Below are 16,589 nucleotides of genomic sequence, written 5' to 3' on the forward strand. Positions count from 1 at the left end.
GAGGTCTGGAGCGGCGTCGAGCACGCCGCTGCACGGCCGGGCTCGTCCGTTCTGTGCTGAGGACGGTCGGGAATGTCTTGACGCGGCCCCAGGTTGGCCCACACAGTTCCTTCAAATAATTTTGAAAGTTTCATGAGCCCTCCCAACGACATCCAGCGCCAGGCGGAGCTGCTCGCGGCGGAAGCGATCGGCGACGTCATCGAGCACTGGGGCTTCCGCCGCGTGCTCGGGCGGATCTGGACCGTCCTGTTCATCGCCGGCGGCGCCCTGTCCGCCGCCGAGATCGGCGAACGGCTGCAGGTTTCATCCGGTGCGATGAGTATGTCGCTGACAGAATTGCAAAGGTGGGGTGTAGTACGAAGGGTATGGAAACCGGGAGAGCGGAAGGAGTTCTTCGAGGCCGAGACGGACTTCTGGAAGATGATTTCCAAAGTGTTCGCCGAGCGCGAGCGGCTCCTCGCCGACTCCGTGAGGGAACGCCTCGAGCGCGCCTCGGCGTTGCTCGAGAGCCTGCCTCCCACCGACGCCACCCGGTTCAGCCTCGACCGGGTGGAGCGGCTCCTCTCGTTCGTGATCGTCGCGCAGACGGCGCTCGACGGGTTCATCAAGAGCAGGACCGTCGATTTTTCGCGGTTCGGGGACCTGGTCCGGTTCCCCATCCGGGCCGTTCGGTCCCGGCGAGGCGCCTAGCGGACGCGTGATTTCGGAGAGCTCGGACGCCACGTTGCCCCGCGCGGTGCGGGGAGCGCGGGCGCTCGTGCTTCCAGGTGGAGATGGGATGACTGCGACAACAACGTTTACTGGGACGGTCCAGCGGAGCGATGTCGTCTCGAGCCTCGGAGGCATGTGCGCTGCGCGAGGGCTCGACACGCTCGCCGCGCGCCTCGCGGAGCTCAGGCGCCTGCTCGACGGGGACCTCGCGGACGTGGAGCGCGAGCTCGCGAAGGTCGGGCTGGACGGCGAGACGCCGGCGCACCGGAGCGCGCGGCACCTGCTCGGGCTGAGCGGCAAGCGGCTGCGGCCGATCTGCGTCGCGCTGTCCGCCCACATCGGCGGCGGCTTCAACGAGGCGGCGCGGACCTTCGCGGTGGCGGTCGAGCTCGTCCACAGCGCGACGCTGCTGCACGACGACGTCGTCGATCTCGGCGACCGCCGGCGCGGCGCCGACGCGGCGCGCGTCATCTACGGCAACGCCGCCTCGATCTTCGGCGGCGACTACCTCCTGCTCGACGCGCTCTGCAAGGTCCAGGCGGTGGGCATGCCCGACGTGCTCGAGCGGGTGCTCCAGGTGGTCAAGGAGATGGTCGTCGCCGAGGCGCTCCAGCTCGCGTCGCGCGGCCGCGTGCGCACGAGCACGAGCGAGTACTTCCAGATCGTCGACGGCAAGACGGCCTCGCTGTTCCGCTGGGCGATGTTCGCCGGCGCGCGCGCGGGCGGCGTGAGCGAGCCGCTCTGCAAGGCCCTCGAGGGCTTCGGCACGAGCCTCGGGGTCGCGTTCCAGCTCGTCGACGACGTGCTCGACTTCGCGGGCGACCCGGAGACGACCGGCAAGGCGCTGCTCACGGACCTGCGCGAGGGCAAGATGACGTACCCGCTGCTGCTCGCGATGGAGCGCGACCGCGAGCTCACGCCCGCCCTCGAGGCGCACTGCGCGTCGGAGGAGGCGGCGGCCCCGCCGGAGCTCAGCCGGCGCATCGCGCAGATCATGGTCGAGAAGCGGGTCGTGGACGACTGTCTGGAGCTCGCGTCCCGGCTCTGCGGGGACGCTGTGCGGAGCATCGAGCCGCTCCCGGAGAGCCCGGCGAAGGCGGCGCTGGAGGGGGTCGCGATGTCGACGCCCCGGCGGAGGCGGTGAGCGGCGATGGCGGATTTTCCGATGCAAGGCGGAGGGCGCGCGCCGCTCCCGCGAGCGCGCGCGGCGCGCGGAGGCAGCCGATGAGCCAGAACGTTTCCAGCCGGATCAGCGGGTTCTACAAGCGGTGCCTGGAGGACAGGCTCCGCGCGATCCAGGCGCTCGGGCTGCTCGACGAGGACGCGCTCGCGCACCTCGCGAGCGGGGGCGGGCTGCCGACGGCGGTGGCCGACCGGATGTGCGAGAACGTCATCGCGACGCACGCGCTCCCGCTGGGCCTCGCGCTGAACTTCCGCGTGAACCAGCGGGACGTGCTGGTGCCGATGGCGGTGGAGGAGCCGAGCGTCATCGCCGCGGCGTCGAACGCGGCGCGCATGGTCCGCCTGTCGGGCGGCTTCTCCGGCGAGGCGGACCCGCCGATCATGACCGCGCAGGTCCAGCTCGACGACGTGCCCGATGCGGAGGCGGCCGCGGGCCGGCTCGAGGCGGCGCGCGCGAGCCTGCTCGCCGCCGGCGACGCGGCGATCCCGAGGATGGTGGCGCGCGGCGGCGGCTGCCGCGACCTCGAGGTGCGCGTCCTGTCGGCGGAGCTCGGCGTGCTCGTCGTGCACTTCTACGTCGAGGTCGGCGACGCGATGGGCGCCAACCTGGTCGACACCGTGGCCGAGGCGGTGGCGCCGCTCGTGCAGCGCATCGCGGGCGGGACGATCGGCCTCCGGATCCTGTCGAACCTGACGGTCCGCCGCCTCGTGCGGGTGACGGCCACCGTCGCCGACGACGCGCTCGGCGGCGCGGACGTGGCGACCGGCATCGCGCGGGCGAGCCGCTTCGCGGAGCTCGATCCGTACCGGGCGGCGACCCACAACAAGGGCTTCATGAACGGGCTCGACGCGGCCGCGGTCGCGCTCGGGCAGGACTTCCGGGCGATCGAGGCGGGCGCGCACGCGTACGCGTCGATGAGCGGCCGGTACCGGCCGCTCAGCACGTGGGAGCGCGTCCCGGGCGGGCTCGTGGGCCGCGCGGAGCTGCCGCTCGCCGTCGGGACGGTGGGCGGCTCGACCGAGGTGCACGCCGGCGTGCGCGCCGCGCTGCAGCTCGTGGGCGCGAAGAGCGCGCGCGAGCTCGCGGTGGTGCTGGCCTCCGTCGGGCTCGCCTCGAACCTGGCGGCCCTGCGCGCGCTCGCGAGCGAGGGCATCCAGCGGGGCCACATGCGGCTCCACGAGCGGAAGCGCGCGCTCGCCGTCACGGCGCCGGGGGGCAGCGAGGCGGCCGCGCCGCCCGGCGACGGCAAGCGGTTCGCGCCCGACCGGGCCGAGGCGCCGCGCGCGGTGCAGCAGGCGGAGGGCGGGACATGAGCCACACGGATCAGGGCGAGGCGCCGCGCGGCGGGCGCCGGTTCGGCACCGGCGAGATGTTCGACGGGATCGCCGAGCGGTACGACCTCTTGAACCGGATCATCTCGCTGGGGCTCGATCAGGGCTGGCGGCGGCGCGCGGTGCGCTCGCTCGAGCTCGCGCCCGGCGCGACGGTGCTCGACCTGGCGACCGGCACCGGCGATCTCGCGATCGAGATCGCGCGGGCGCACGACGTGAAGGTCGTCGGGGTCGACCCGTCGCAGGGGATGCTCGGCGTGGGCCGCCGGAAGGTGGAGGCCGCGGGGCTCGCCGGGCGGGTCGAGCTCGAGGTCGGCGACGCGGAGCAGCTGCGGTTCGGCGACGCGAGCGTGGACGCCATCTCGATGGCGTTCGGGATCCGCAACGTCCCGGACCGCGCCCGGGCGCTCCGCGAGATGGCGCGCGTCACGCGGCCGGGCGGGCGCATCGCGATCCTGGAGCTCAGCGAGCCGCGCGGGGGGATCATGAGCAAGCTCGCGCGCTTCCACATCCACACGGTCGTGCCGTACGTCGGCGGCGCGATCTCGGGGCGGGACGAGTACCGGTACCTGCAGGACTCGATCGCGAGGTTCCCTCCGCCGGACGAGTTCGCGGAGCTGATGCGGGGCGCGGGGCTGCGCGTGCTGCGCGTGGAGCCGCTGACGATGGGCGTCGTGTGCCTGTTCGTCGCGACGCCCGAGGGGGCCTGAGGTGCGCGCGCGCGCGGGCCTCCGGAGGCGGTGATGAGCGGCTCGAACCTCCACTCGGCCTGGGCGCAGCTGTTCGTCCGCGCGCTCTCGCAGGCCGGGGTGCGCGACGTGGTCCTCTGCCCGGGATCGCGCTCCACGCCGCTCGCGATCGCGGCGATGGAGAGCGAGGAGGTGCGCTGCCACAGCGTCGTCGACGAGCGCGCCGCGGCGTTCTTCGCGCTGGGGCAGGCGCGCGTGACCGGCCGGCCCAGCGCCTTCGTCTGCACCTCGGGCACCGCCGGCGCCCACGCGCTGCCGGCGATCATCGAGGCGCACCACAGCTTCACGCCGCTCCTCGCGATCACGGCCGACCGCCCGTGGGAGCTCGCCGACGCGGCGGCCTCGCAGACCATCGATCAGATGAAGCTCTTCGGGGACCACGTGCGCCACTTCGCCGAGCTCGGGCTGCCGGATCCGTCGCCGCTCGCGCTGCGCGCGGTGGCGCGCATCGCGGCGCAGGCGGCCCTGCGCGCGCTCGCGCCGACACCCGGCCCGGTCCACATCAACGCGCGCTTCCGCAAGCCGCTCGAGCCGGTCGACGTGGCCGGGCCCGAGCCGTGGCAGGCCGAGTGGGAGGCGCTGATGCGCCGCGCCGGGCCGCGGGTCGTGCCGGCGCGCGCCGGGGTCGACGCGCGCGCGATCGAGGAGATCGCGGCGCGGTGCGCGCGCGCCGAGCGGGGGCTCATCGTGTGCGGGCCCGCCTCGATCCGCGAGGACGACGCCCGCGCGCGCCGCGCGGTGCTCGCGCTGTCGCGGGCGACCGGGTTCCCGGTGCTCGCCGAGGGCACGAGCCAGATCTACTTCGGCGGCCTCGCCGAGGGGGTCGTGATGCCCGCCTCGTTCGACGCGTTCCTCCGCGCGCCCGAGTTCCGCGCGGCGAACGCGCCCGACCTCATCCTGGAGCTCGGCGCCCCGCCGACGTCGGCCGGGTACGCGACCTACATCGCCGAGCACGCCGGCTGCCGCCGGTTCGTGGTGGCCGCGCACGGCTGGAACGATCCGACGAGCGCCGCGGCCGCCCTCGTCATGGCCGAGCCCGCGGACGTGTGCGAGGCGCTCGCGGCGCGCCTCGGCGGGGCTGCGGTGGACCTCGGGCGCGGGCGGCGGGGCTGGGCCGCGACGTTCGCGCGCGCCGGCGAGGCCGCGGCGGCGCAGGCGGCGCGCGCGTGCGCCGGGGACGAGCTCACGGAGGGCGCGGTCGCGCGGGCGGTGGCGAGCGCGTGCCCGGAGGGATCGCTGCTCGCGATCGGCAACAGCATGCCGGTGCGCGATCTCGACACGTACTGCCCGCCGTCGGCGCGCCCGCTGCGCGTCCTGCACCAGCGCGGGGCGAGCGGGATCGACGGCCTCGTGTCGGGGGCGGCCGGCGCCCGCGCGGTCGCGGCCGCGCCGGTCACGCTGCTGCTCGGCGATCTCAGCTTGCTGCACGACCTGACCGGGCTGCTCCTCGCCGCGCGGGCGGCGGGCGACGGCGGCGCGCCCCTCGTCATCGTGGTGGTCCAGAACGACGGCGGCCGCATCTTCGAGCACCTCCCCGTCGCCAGGCGCGGCGCCGATCTGCTGGATCGGGGCTTCACCATGCCGCAGCACCTCGACTTCGCGCCCGCGGCGGCGATGTTCGGGCTCGCGTACGAGCGCGCCGGCACCGCGAGCGGGCTCGCCGATGCGCTCGCCGCCGCGTACCAGCGGCCCGGCGCGACGCTGATCGAGGCGGTGGTGCCGCCTCACGACGGCGCCGCCCGCGTCGCGCGGCTCTGGTCCGACGTCCGCCGCGAGGTCGCCGCGCTGAGCAGCGCGCCGGCGGCGGAAGGGGCGGCGGCCGATCTCGAGCCTTCATGAGCGGCGCGCGCGCCGAGAACCCCGAGCTTGCCGAGAGGGATCCACGGTCATGAGCCAGAGCAACGCGAACAGAAGCCCCGCACCCGAGCCGCCCGCGCGCGAGGCGCCCGGCGAGGACAGCGCGCCGCGCTCGCGCCGTCGCGCCCCCGCGGGGGCGCGCGGCGCCCGCGAGCAGGGGAGGGGATCGTGAGCGCGGCGGCGGCCTCGCAGGCGGCCGGCGCGGCGGCCGCGGGCGGCGTGCGCCCCGGGTCGTTCCGGGCTTGGCTCCTCGCGTGCCGGCCGGCGACCCTCACCGCGGCGCTCGCGCCGGTGATGGTCGGGACGGCGGTCGCCTACGCGCTCGGCGGCATGCGGATCGGCCCGGCGCTCTCGGCGCTCGCGGGCGCGATGCTGATCCAGATCGCCACGAACTTCGCGAACGACGTCTTCGATCACGAGAAGGGCGCCGACACGCACGAGCGGCTCGGCCCCACCCGCGCGGTGCAGGCCGGGCTGCTCACGCCGCGGCAGGTGCGCGTCGGGCTGCTCGTCACGATCGCGCTCGCGCTGCCGTTCGGGGTGCACCTCGCGCTCGTGGGCGGGTGGCCCATCGTCGCGATCGGCGTCGCCTCGATCCTCTCCGGGATCGCGTACACCGGCGGCCCGTACCCGCTCGGCTACCACGGCCTCGGCGACGTCTTCGTGTTCGTGTTCTTCGGTCTCGTCGCCGTCTGCGGGACGGCGTTCGTCCAGCTCGGCTCGGTGCCGCCGCTGGCGTGGGCGGCCGCTGTGCCGGTCGGCGCCATCGCCACCGCCGTGCTCGTCGTCAACAACGTCCGCGATCGCGACACGGACGTCGTCGCCGGCAAGCGCACGCTCGCCGTCCGCTTCGGCCGCGGGGCGGGCGTCCTCGAGTACGCGATGCTCCTCGCGGTCGCCTACGCGGTGCCCGTCGCCCTCGCCGTCGGCGAGGGCCGCCGGTGGACGCTCCTCGTCTTCGCCACGTTCCCGCGCGCCGTGCGCCTGCTCCGGGTGCTGGCGACCACCGACGGCCGGCCGCTCAACGACTGCCTCGCCGGGACGGCGAAGCTGCTGCTCGCCTACGCGCTGCTCTTCTCGCTGGGCCTCGCGGCCCAGCTGCATGGGTGATGCGCGTCGCCGCCGCAAGCCTTGCGCCACGGGCCCTCGAAGGCGCGCGCAAGGGCCTCGTGCTGTCGCTCATCGACGACGAGGGGCGCGTCGGCCTGGGCGAGGCCACGCCGCTCCCCGGCTTCTCGCCCGATACGGCCGACGACGTCGAGCGCGCGCTCGCCGAGCTGCCCGGGGCGCTCGGCGCGATCGACCTGCCGGGCGAGGACGCGGCCACGGCGGCGGCGCCCGCGGTCCTGCGCGCGCTCGAGCCGCTGTCGTCGCGGCACCGCGGCCTGCCGGCGGCGCGCTTCGCCCTGGAGACGGCGCTGCTCGACCTGGTCGGCCAGCGCCTCGGGCTGCCGGCGTCGGCGTGCCTCGGCGGCCACCGGCGGCGCGCCGAGGTTCGGGTGAACGGGCTGCTCGCGACGTCGGCCGCCCTGCCGGAGATGCTGGGGAGCGCGCGCGCGCTCGTCGCGCGCGGCGTCCGCGCGATCAAGGTGAAGCTCCGCTCGCGCGGAGACGAGGGGTTCGCCCGCGATCTGGAGGCGCTGCGCGCGCTGCGGCGGGAGCACCCGTCGATCGAGCTCCGGCTCGACGCGAACGCGGCCTGGCCGCTCGAGGACGCGCCCCGCCGGCTCGCCCTCCTCGCGCCGCTCGATCCCCGCTTCGTGGAGCAGCCGGTCGCGCCGGAGCTCCTCCACCGCCTCGGCGCGCAAGCGGTCCCGTGGGCGGCCGACGAGTCGCTCGCCCTCGAGGGCATGCCGGAGCGCCTGCTCGACGCGCAAGGCTGCGCCGCGTTCATCCTGAAGCCGGCGGTGCTCGGCCTCCTGCGCGCGCACGACCTCGGCCGGAGGGCGCAGGAGCGCGGCCTCGGCGCGGTGGTGACGCACCTCTTCGACGGGCCCGTCGCGCTCGCGGCCGCGTGCGAGCTGGCGCTCGCGCTGCCGCGGCCGCCGCTCGCGTGCGGCCTCGACGCGCACGCGGGCCTCGCGGCGTGGCCCGCGATCCGGATCCCGCAGCTCCGCGAGGGCGGGTTGGTCGTGGCCAGCGATCGGCCCGGGCTCGGCGTCGGACCATGGACGGCCTGAGCCTCCTGGAGGCCGCGCGCGATCCCGCGGTCGCCGCGCGGACGGCGCTCGTCCACGGCGGCTCCGAGGCGGACGCGCCGCGCGAGATCGACGTCCCCGGCCTCGGCGTCGGCCCCGGCGGCGTCCTCCGCTTCGGCGACCTCGCGCCCGCGGTCGCGGCCGTGTGCTCCCGGCTCGCCCGCGCCGGGATAGGTCAGGGCGCTCGCGTGGCGCTCGTCGCCCCGAACGCGATCGGGACGGTCGTGGTCCTCCACGCGCTGCTGGCGCTCGGCGCCGTCATCGTCCCGATTCACCCGCGGCTCACGGACGGCGAGGCGAGCGTCCTCGTCGACGACGCGCGCCCCGACCTCGTGCTGCGCGAGCCCGCGCTCGCCGCGCTGCTCCGCGACGCCGGGCCGGAGCTCGCCGCGCTCCGCGATCGCGCGCCGCGCGCCGCCGAGGCGGCCGGCGTCCCGCCGCCGGATCCCGCCGGCGATCTCGCGATCGTCTACACCTCGGGCACTACGGGGCGCCCCAAGGGCGCGGTGCTGCCGCGCCGCGCGTTCCTCGCCGCCGCCGCGGGGAGCGCGGCCAACCTCGGCGTGCGCGACGACGATCGCTGGCTGCTCTGCCTGCCGCTCTGCCACGTCGGCGGCCTCTCGATCGTGACGCGCTGCCTGCTCGCGCGGCGCGCCGTCATCCTCGCGCCCCGCTTCGACCCCGCGTCGGTGCTCGCCTCGATCGTCCGCGACCGCGCGACGCTGCTCTCCGTGGTGCCGACGATGCTGCTCGCGCTCCTCGAGGCCGATCGCGACAACGTCCTCGCCCGGCTGCGCGCGGTGCTGGTCGGCGGCGCGGGCGCTCCGGAGAGGACGCTCGACGAGTGCGCGCGCCGCGGGGTCCCGGCGCTCACCACCTACGGCCTCACCGAGGCGTGCTCGCAGGTCACCGTGCAGCGCCCGCGCGATCCGCGCGCCCGCGAGCCGGGCTCCGGCGCGCCGATCGACGGCGTCGAGCTGCGTGTCGAGGGCGCCGGCGGCGACGGCGTGGGCCGCATCGAGATCCGCGGCCCGGTGCTGTTCCGCGGCTATTACCGCGGCCCGGGGCGCCCGCCGGAGCTCCTGGTCGACGAGGGCGGGTGGTTCAGCACCGGCGACCTCGGCGCGCTCGACGCCGCCGGGCGGCTCCACGTCGCCGCGCGCCGGAGCGACCTCATCGTGACCGGCGGCGAGAACGTCTACCCCGCCGAGGTGGAGCAGGTCCTCGCGTCCTGTGCCGGCGTCGCGGGCGCGGTGGTGTTCGGCGTGCCGGACGAGCGGTGGGGCCACGTCGTCGCGGCGGCGATCGTCCCCGACCAGGCCGCGCCCGCCGCGCCGGGCGGCGCCGTGCTCTCGCCCGCGCTGCTCGACGACCTCGCGGCCGTCGTCGCGGCGCGGCTCGCCCCCCACAAGCGCCCGCGGCGCCTCTGCGCCGTCGCGGCGCTCCCGCTGACCGCGGCCGGCAAGCTCGATCGCCTCGGCGCGGCGGCGCAGCTCGCGGCCGCGCTCGCGCCGTTCCCGGCGCGGTAGCGGGAGAGCGCGGCGCCGGCAGCCGCGCTCGCCGCGGTCACCCGAGCGCGCGGCGCAGATCGTCCGGGAGCGGGCACGGGACGAAGCGCGCGCCGTCGATGCACACGTGCACCGTCTGCCCGACGGCGGCGATCCCGCCCGCGGTCGTCACGCGGTAGCCCACCGTGAACGAGGTGTCGCCGAGCTTCGGGGCGAGCACCTCGACCTCGATCGCGTCGCCGAACCGGAGCGGCAGCAGGTAGTCGGCCTCGGCGTGGACCAGCGGCAGCTTGATCGCGCCGCCGGCGATGAGGGCGGGCAGATCGATGCCCCGCTCCCTCAGCGCGATCATGTACGCGTCGCTGAAGTATTCGAGGACCCGCGGGTAGAAGACGATCCCGGCGGCGTCGACGTCCTGGAAACGCACGGCGCGGCGCTCCGCGGCGAGGCGGGGCGCGGTCTGCTTGAGCTCATCGACGCTGAAGGCGCGCTTCATCGCGCCGCAGGCTAGCGCAGGACGCGCCGCGCGCGTCACGAGGAGAGCGCCGCGCGCGTCACGAGGAGAGCGCCGCCCCTGCCCGCGGACAGCCGACCCGGCGCCGCGCGACGGTTCGTCCCTTTCTGCTCGCCGCCGCCCGTTTCGCGGTCCATGCTCGCCCCCGATGGCTGACCGATGTCCCGGCGGCCTCGGGGCCGGGTCCCGCAGGCTGGGCACCGCCGCCGCGAAGGATCGCCACACGAGCGCGGCGCGACGCCTCGATGCCGGGGCGCCGCGCGCCCGCGGCGCGGCTTGCGTGCTCGCTTGCCTCCTGGCCGCTGGCCTCGCGGCGGCGTGCGAGCCTGCGCCGACGTCGCCCCCGGCGCCGACGCCCTCCCAGAGCCCGCCCGTCGCTCCGCTGGCGGCGCTGCCGCGGCCCGCGGTCGCGGAGACGCAGGCGCCGACCGGCGCGGCGCACGCGTCGAACCCGCTCGGCCTCCCGGCGTCCCCGATCAAGCTCGATCCAGGCCGCCGCGTCTTCACCGTCTCGGAGCGGATGCTCGCCGGCGCCAAGCTCGGCTCGACGCTCGTGCTCTACGCGGCCACCGTGGTCGGCTTCGAGGGCGACGATCTCATCGTCGAGGGGCGGGGCGGGCCGTCGTACAAGGTCCACCCGGGCTACGTCGTCCCCGTGCCCGACGCGCCGCGCCTCCGGCCCCACGAGCCGGTGCTCACGGAGTGGAACGGGGTGATGAAGCACGGCGTCGTCACCCGCTTCGTGAAGGACAAGATCGAGGTCCGCTACACCGACATGGATCCGCGGACCCCGCTCGCGCAGCTCAAGGGCGTCCGCTTCGTCGTGCAGACCGAGGGGCTCGCGCCCGGCAACTTCGCCGCATGGAAGGACGGCGAGACGTGGCGCCACGTGCTCCTCGTGTCGCGGCTCGGCGGCCCTCCGGCGGAGTCGGGCGCCGTCCTGACGTCGCTGCCCAGCAGCTCGGCGCGGTGGTTCGCCCTCGGTTACGGCGGCGCCGCCCTGCTCGCCGACGAGTCGGCGCTGCGCCCGATCCCGGTCAAGCCGCGCCTCAAGCTCGGGGCGAGCGTCTGGGCCGAGTGGGTCGGCGCGCTGCGCCCCGCGGTGGTGCAGAGCGCCGAGGAGACGGGCCTGTACACCGTCAAGTTCGAGCGCGCCGGGCGGCCGGTCACGCTCGGGTGGGGGCTGCTCACGCCGCCGCTCCAGCCGTAACGCGCGAGGGCGACGCGCAGGCGACGGCGTCGCGCGACGCGAGCCCGGGCCGGACCAGCGAGCCTCCGCGCGCCGCCCGCCTCGTCCGGCACACCGGAGGGGAAGCGGGTCCAGAGGCGCGCTCGAAACCCCGTGCGAAGACGCCGGCGCGCGGCGCAGGTGCGCAACACCCTACGCGTTTTCGCCCGATATGGAGAGTGGTAAGCGCCGTAGGATGGATCTCAAGAGCGCCTGGCTGGCGACGCGCCACTGGGTCCCTTTCTCCCTCAGGACCATGGCCTACGGCACGGTGTCGCTGACGCTGGGCCCGCTCACGCCGCAGCGCTCGGCGAGCCTCTGGGCGATGCGCCGCTGGTGCCAGGCGAGCGCGCGCGCGCTCGACATCGAGATCCAGGCGAGCGGCCTCGAGAACGTCCCCCCCGGGGTCTTCGTCTACTGCTCGAACCACCAGAGCGTGCTCGACATCCTGGTGCTCGGCGCGGTGCTGCCGGGCGACTTCAAGTGGGCGGCCAAGCGCTCGCTCATGAAGATCCCGTTCCTCGGCTGGCACCTCAAGCTCGCGGGCCACGTGCCGGTGGATCGCACGGTCGGCTCGCGCGCCGCGGTCGAGGCGATCGCGCGGTTCGAGCAGGTGCTCCGGAACGGCAAGCCGCTGCTCGTGTTCCCGGAGGGGACGCGGAGCGAGGACGGCGTGCTCCGGCAGTTCAAGAACGGCGGCTTCTATGCCGCCGTCCGGGCCGGCGTGCCCGTGGTGCCGGTCGCCATCGACGGCACGCACCTGCTCATGAAGAAGGGGGCGATCGACACGGGCGACGGCACGATGCGGATCGTCCGCGTCCGGGTCGGCGCGCCGATCGCCGTGCGCCCGGACGGGCGCGAGGGCGCGCGGGTGAACGACCTGCGCGATCGCACCCACGCCGCGGTGAGCGAGCTCCTCCGGTCGATCGGCGGTCGCGCCGAGGCGCCGGCCGGCACCTCGGCCGCCTCGGAGCCGCCGGCGGGCGGCGCCCAGACCGAGCAGGCGCCCGGCTGACGCGCCGGATCAGTCGCAGAGGCTGGGGAGCTCGTCGATCTCGGCGAGCAGATCGCCGTAGTCGTCGATGCGCCGGCCTCCGAGGAGGTCGTCGTCGAACTGGTAGAACACGCGCCGCGTGAGGGGCGTCACGCCGGCGTTGTGGTAGGCCTCCGCGTCGGTCTCCGTGTTGCCGAACGCCCACGCGGGCACCATTTCCCTCCGCTCGAAGAGCTGCTCTAGCTCGGCCGTCTTGTACTCCGCGGCGGCGTCGCCGATCGCGCCGGTCAGGCCGAGGGTGGTGTGCACGACGCCGGGCGGGAAGCCGTAGGCCTCGAGGAAATCGCGGGTGCGCTGGACGAGCCACTCCGGTCGCGCGGTCAGGTACATCGGGCGGTAGCCCTTCTCCACGAGCCGGTGGAACGCCGCCGCGGCGTGCGGGTGCGCGTCGGGCAACTGGCCGAGCAGGAGCGAGGTGAACTCCTCCGTCTCCGTGCCGGTCAGCGTCCCGTCGACGTCGCTCACGAACATCGGGGCGCCGCGGGGGACGACCTCGATGAAGAGATCGGCGCTCGACAGGTCGCCGCGGACGACCATGTGGATCCGGTGCCTGCCCACGCCGAGCCGCTGCGCCGCTGGGATCTGGAAGTAGACGCGGCCGCCGGCGTCGCTCACGCCCTCGACCTCGGGGTGCGTCGAGTCCGCTTCCGTCGTGGTCGCCGCGCCGAGGCGCTCCCACGCGCCGCCGCAGCCGCGCAGCAGGTAGATGTCGACCCGCTCGCCCTTCAGATCCTTGTCCGTGATCCCGTAGGCGAACTTGCCGATGATCCACTGCGGGTCATCCGGGGTCAGGAAGAGATCGCGCCCGCGGTGGTTGGGGCTCCCAGCTCCGGCGATGATGTACGACGACACGTGATCCCACGCGAGCTCCTCGCCCGGATCCGGCGGCTCGGCATCGCACCGCGGGGGCAGGTCGCACAGGGCGCCCAGCGGCCCGCCGCCGCTCGATGAACCGCCGCCCCCGCCGCTCGCGAGGTGGCCGCCGCTACCCCCCTGGCCGTCGTCGCCCCCGCCGTCGTCGTCGCCCCCGCCGTCGTCGCCGCCCTGGCCGCCGTCGTCGTCGCCGCCGCCCTGGCCATCGCCGCCGCCCTCGCTGGAGGAGCCGCCCGGCGGCTCGTCGCTCGGCGTCCACCCGAGCGTCGCGTCGGCCGATCCGCAGCCGATCGCGAGCGCTGTTGTCGCCATGACAAGAAGGATCCTGGTCTGCATCGCGCCCGAGTGTGACCGAGTCGGCCCCGTTAGAACAGCGGCCTCTCCGGCCCCCGACGCACCCCGCGCCGGATCGCGCTCGCCCCTTGCGCGCGGGCCTGACTCCGGGCAATCGTAGCTGCCCCAACGATGCCCAAGCCCAACCCGAAGGTGCTGCTCCGCCACGCCGGCGACTACCTCAAGGCTCACCCCGAGGAGATCGTGAGGGCGCTGCGCGGCGCGCTCGGCCTGCGCTTCGGCGTCCCGATCGATGCGCTGCGCTATCTGGCGCGGGAGCTCAGCGGCGGGAAGCGCGCGCCCAAGGACATCGTGATCGAGGCCGCGCCCCCCGGCCTGCGCCTCGCGCTCACCGTGAAGGCCATGGGCGCGCCGATCCGGGCCTCGTTCGCCGTCTACGCCGAGGAGCTCGACGTGCGCGCGGACGCCATCCGGGTCGGCCTGCGGATCGCCGACCTCAAGCTCCACGTGATGGGGGACGAGAGCTCGCCGATCGCCGGGCTTATCAACTCGGGGGCGATCGATCTCAACAAGCCCGGCAACCTCGTCTCCTTCATCCCCAACCGGCCCGCCGCGCTGATCGAGGGCAAGGACGACAGGATCACCCTGGATCTGCTCAAGATTCCCGCCGTGGGCGGCAATCCGACGGTCGCGCGGGCGCTGCGCATCTGCGCGCCGGTGCTCGGTGTTCGTGCGCTGAAGACCAAGGATGACCACCTGGACGTGCACCTCAAGGCCACCCCCTCCGGCGTCCCCGCCGCCATCGCCGCGGCGCGCGCCGGCGTCTGAGGCCCTTTCCGGTCGGGGTTGTCGCCCGCTAGACTTCACCGTGCATGTCTCGGCTCCCCGAGCCCGCGCCGGCCGCGCTCTCGCTTCAGTTCCTTGCAGAGATCGCGTCCGGAGCGACCACCCGCGTTGATCTCTGCAGGTCGGTAGGTCCGCACCGGCCAGGGGAGCTGCTCGCCGTCAAGCGGCTGCACCCGCACTACGCCGGGGACACGGCGGTGGCCACGCGGTTCTTCGACGAGGTGCGCACCACCGCGGCGCTCAAGCACCCGAACGTCGTCGAGGTCGCCGGCTGGGGGACCGACGAACAGGGCTCGTACTTCGCCGTCGAGCTCGTGCAGGGCGTGAGCCTCGCGCGGCTCATGAAGACCGTCTTCGACACGGGCGAGGTCTTCTCCGAGCGGCTCGTCGTCTACATCGGCGCGACGCTCTGCCGCGGGCTCGGCGCGGCGCACGAGCTCCGCGCGCCGAGCGGCGAGCTGCTCAACCTCGTGCACCGCGATCTCACGCCGGGCAACGTGCTCGTCGGGTTCCAGGGCGAGGTGAAGATCGCCGACTTCGGGCTCGCCAAATCGTCGCTCCGCGTGATGACCACGGCCGTCGGGGCGCGCCGGCGCGTGACGACGTACATGGCGCCGGAGCAGGCCCGCGGGGGCTCCGCCGACAGGCGCTCCGATCTGTTCTCGCTCGGCGTCGTGCTGTTCGAGCTCTTCTCGGGCAAGCACCCGTGGCCGTCGTCGAGCGACTACGAGCTCTTGCGCAACATGACGACGCAGCCCGCGGCCGACCTGCGGGAGCTCCGGCCGAAGATCGACAAGGAGCTCGTGGCGATCGTCATGGGCTGTCTCGAGCGGGATCCGGCCTCGCGCTTCCAGAGCGCGGACGAGATCTTCGCGCGGCTCGAGGGCTGGCTGCGCAGCCACGGTTACCTCGAGGGGAACGAGGAGGCGCTCGGCCGGTTCGTGCGGCGCAACGCCATGAGGCAGATGCGCTGGTTCGAGCGCGCCGTCTCCGGCGGCTTCGCCGGGATGGCCAAGGCGCCGCGCCCCTCGCTCTCGGCCGCGACGGCGATCCCGCGCCGGCCCGCCGCCGCGCGGGACCGGGGGGCGAGCGCCCCCGACCGGCTCCGCCCGAGCGGCGGGGCGCCCGGCCGCGAGGACGATCCGACCGACGTCGAGGCGGGCGACGCCGTCACGCCGTCGCCGCTCACGGCGGTCCCCGGCTCGCGCGGCACGGACACGGCGTACGTCAGCTCGCGGCGGCGCGGGGCGCTGCCCTACGAGACGGCCGACGAGAAGACCGTCGTCGTCGGGAGCAACGGCCGCGGGCGCGGCGACCCGGCGTCCAGCAGCTCGAGCGGCGGGCGGCAGCGCGGCAGCCAGCCCTCGTACGGCTCCATCACCGCGCAGGACGCCGAGCCGCGCCCGATGTCCGGGGCGACGCCGACGTACGCCGAGCCGCCGCCCTCGATCACCGCCGCGGCCGCGTTCTCCGTGGGGCACGACGCCGGGGCTGCTCCTCTGGCCCGCGGCGCGCCCGAGGGCGCGAGGCAGCTCCACGCCGAGGTCGATCGGCTCACGACCGAGGCGATCCGGTTCCGCGAGGAGGCGCGCTTCGCCGTGGCGCAGGCCGAGCGCAAGCTGGCGCTGGCCAAGGTGGCAGCGCACGTGTCCGAGGTGGCCGCCGACGCGCTGCGCCTCTCCGCGAGCGCCGGCGCGGAGAGCGCGTCGCGCCGCCTCGACGAGGCGCTCGCGCTCGAGCGGGCGATGCACAAGGTGATGTCGGCGCCGCTCACGCTCGCGCCCGAGGCGACCGCGCTGCCGGTCGCGTGGGGCAACGAGCAGCAAGCCATCCTCGCCCAGCTCGGCCTCGAGCACCTCGGGTCCCCCGCGGCGCCGCGGCCGCCGGACCTCGGCGCGCCCCCTCCTGCGGCGCCCCTCGACGCCGTCGCGGCGCCGGCCGTCGCGGCCCCGCAGCTCGCGACCGCGGCCAGCGCGAGCGGCGGCGCTGCGGGCGCGCCGGCCGCCGCCGTCGCCGCCCCGGGCGGCGCGTCCGGCCCTGACGCGCCGCCGACCCCGCCGAGCTCCGTGGACTCGGTCGCGTTCCAGGCCAGCCTCCGGCCGATGCTCCTCGGGGTGCCGCGCGCGCTCGCCCTCGCGGTCGCCGCGGCGGCCTTCATGGCGTTCGTCCTCTTGGCCTGGCTCTACTCCTGACGCGCCTCTCGCGCGGGCGCTGCGCCGAGACGTCGCTTGATCCCGGCGGGG

The 16,589-nt window shown here is 75.4% G+C and carries 14 protein-coding genes; 12 read left to right on the top strand and 2 right to left on the bottom strand.

The genetic code is table 11. From position 1 onward, the window contains the following. The first annotated feature begins 132 nt into the window (after positions 1-132). From WME98_RS42690 to WME98_RS42725, 8 genes are all read left to right on the top strand, one after another. A complete protein-coding gene (locus WME98_RS42690; protein WP_020735596.1) occupies positions 133-690 on the top strand; it encodes a GbsR/MarR family transcriptional regulator in 558 nt (185 codons plus the stop codon). Between the two features lie 154 nt (positions 691-844). Continuing rightward, a complete protein-coding gene (locus WME98_RS42695) occupies positions 845-1,855 on the top strand; it encodes a polyprenyl synthetase family protein (RefSeq protein ID WP_437947388.1) in 1,011 nt (336 codons plus the stop codon). A gap of 80 nt (positions 1,856-1,935) precedes the next feature. Beyond that, positions 1,936-3,207 (top strand): hydroxymethylglutaryl-CoA reductase, degradative, encoded by a 1,272-nt coding sequence (locus tag WME98_RS42700; RefSeq protein ID WP_437947389.1) that lies wholly within the window; start codon positions 1,936-1,938, stop codon positions 3,205-3,207. After that, positions 3,204-3,935 carry a bifunctional demethylmenaquinone methyltransferase/2-methoxy-6-polyprenyl-1,4-benzoquinol methylase UbiE gene (gene ubiE / locus WME98_RS42705; RefSeq protein WP_437947390.1) on the top strand — a complete coding sequence of 244 codons (732 nt, stop codon included), beginning with the start codon at positions 3,204-3,206 and terminating at the stop codon, positions 3,933-3,935. Before WME98_RS42700 ends, ubiE begins: the two co-directional genes overlap by 4 nt. A gap of 33 nt (positions 3,936-3,968) precedes the next feature. Further along, positions 3,969-5,813, top strand: a complete 1,845-nt coding sequence (gene menD / locus WME98_RS42710; RefSeq protein WP_437947391.1) for a 2-succinyl-5-enolpyruvyl-6-hydroxy-3-cyclohexene-1-carboxylic-acid synthase — start codon at positions 3,969-3,971, stop codon at positions 5,811-5,813. A gap of 186 nt (positions 5,814-5,999) precedes the next feature. Beyond that, the gene (locus tag WME98_RS42715) at positions 6,000-6,941 is read left to right on the top strand and encodes a 1,4-dihydroxy-2-naphthoate polyprenyltransferase (protein WP_437338261.1); all 942 of its coding nucleotides are present in this window, start codon (positions 6,000-6,002) and stop codon (positions 6,939-6,941) included. 59 nt (positions 6,942-7,000) lie between these two features. Beyond that, on the top strand, positions 7,001-8,011 hold the full coding sequence (locus tag WME98_RS42720; RefSeq protein WP_437947392.1) for a mandelate racemase/muconate lactonizing enzyme family protein: 1,011 nt from the start codon (positions 7,001-7,003) through the stop codon (positions 8,009-8,011). Then, the gene (locus tag WME98_RS42725) at positions 7,999-9,558 is read left to right on the top strand and encodes an AMP-binding protein (protein ID WP_437947393.1); all 1,560 of its coding nucleotides are present in this window, start codon (positions 7,999-8,001) and stop codon (positions 9,556-9,558) included. The genes WME98_RS42720 and WME98_RS42725 overlap by 13 nt, the downstream gene beginning before the upstream one ends. A gap of 37 nt (positions 9,559-9,595) precedes the next feature. Here WME98_RS42725 and WME98_RS42730 read toward each other — a convergent pair whose 3' ends face one another. After that, on the bottom strand, positions 9,596-10,033 hold the full coding sequence (locus WME98_RS42730) for an acyl-CoA thioesterase (protein ID WP_437947394.1): 438 nt from the start codon (positions 10,031-10,033) through the stop codon (positions 9,596-9,598). A gap of 166 nt (positions 10,034-10,199) precedes the next feature. On the opposite strand from WME98_RS42730, the gene WME98_RS42735 reads away from it, so the two are divergent. Both WME98_RS42735 and WME98_RS42740 read left to right on the top strand, forming a co-directional pair. Beyond that, positions 10,200-11,261: a hypothetical protein gene (locus tag WME98_RS42735; RefSeq protein ID WP_437947395.1), complete on the top strand. Its 1,062-nt coding sequence runs from the start codon at positions 10,200-10,202 to the stop codon at positions 11,259-11,261. A gap of 214 nt (positions 11,262-11,475) precedes the next feature. Next, positions 11,476-12,294, top strand: coding sequence for a lysophospholipid acyltransferase family protein (locus tag WME98_RS42740; RefSeq protein ID WP_437947396.1), 819 nt, complete (start codon positions 11,476-11,478; stop codon positions 12,292-12,294). Between the two features lie 9 nt (positions 12,295-12,303). On the opposite strand, the gene WME98_RS42745 is transcribed toward WME98_RS42740, so the two are convergent. Next, complete coding sequence (locus WME98_RS42745) at positions 12,304-13,518, bottom strand: lipin/Ned1/Smp2 family protein (RefSeq protein ID WP_437947397.1); 1,215 nt, start codon at positions 13,516-13,518, stop codon at positions 12,304-12,306. Positions 13,519-13,671: 153 nt separating this feature from the next. On the opposite strand from WME98_RS42745, the gene WME98_RS42750 reads away from it, so the two are divergent. Next, positions 13,672-14,328 carry a hypothetical protein gene (locus WME98_RS42750; RefSeq protein ID WP_061623338.1) on the top strand — a complete coding sequence of 219 codons (657 nt, stop codon included), beginning with the start codon at positions 13,672-13,674 and terminating at the stop codon, positions 14,326-14,328. Positions 14,329-14,372: 44 nt separating this feature from the next. After that, entirely contained in the window at positions 14,373-16,538 is a 2,166-nt protein-coding gene (locus tag WME98_RS42755; protein ID WP_437947398.1) for a serine/threonine protein kinase, read from the top strand. The last annotated feature ends 51 nt before the right edge of the window (positions 16,539-16,589 follow it).

Source organism: Sorangium sp. So ce296 (assembly GCF_051529605.1).
Lineage (GTDB): Bacteria > Myxococcota_A > Polyangia > Polyangiales > Polyangiaceae > Sorangium > Sorangium cellulosum_D.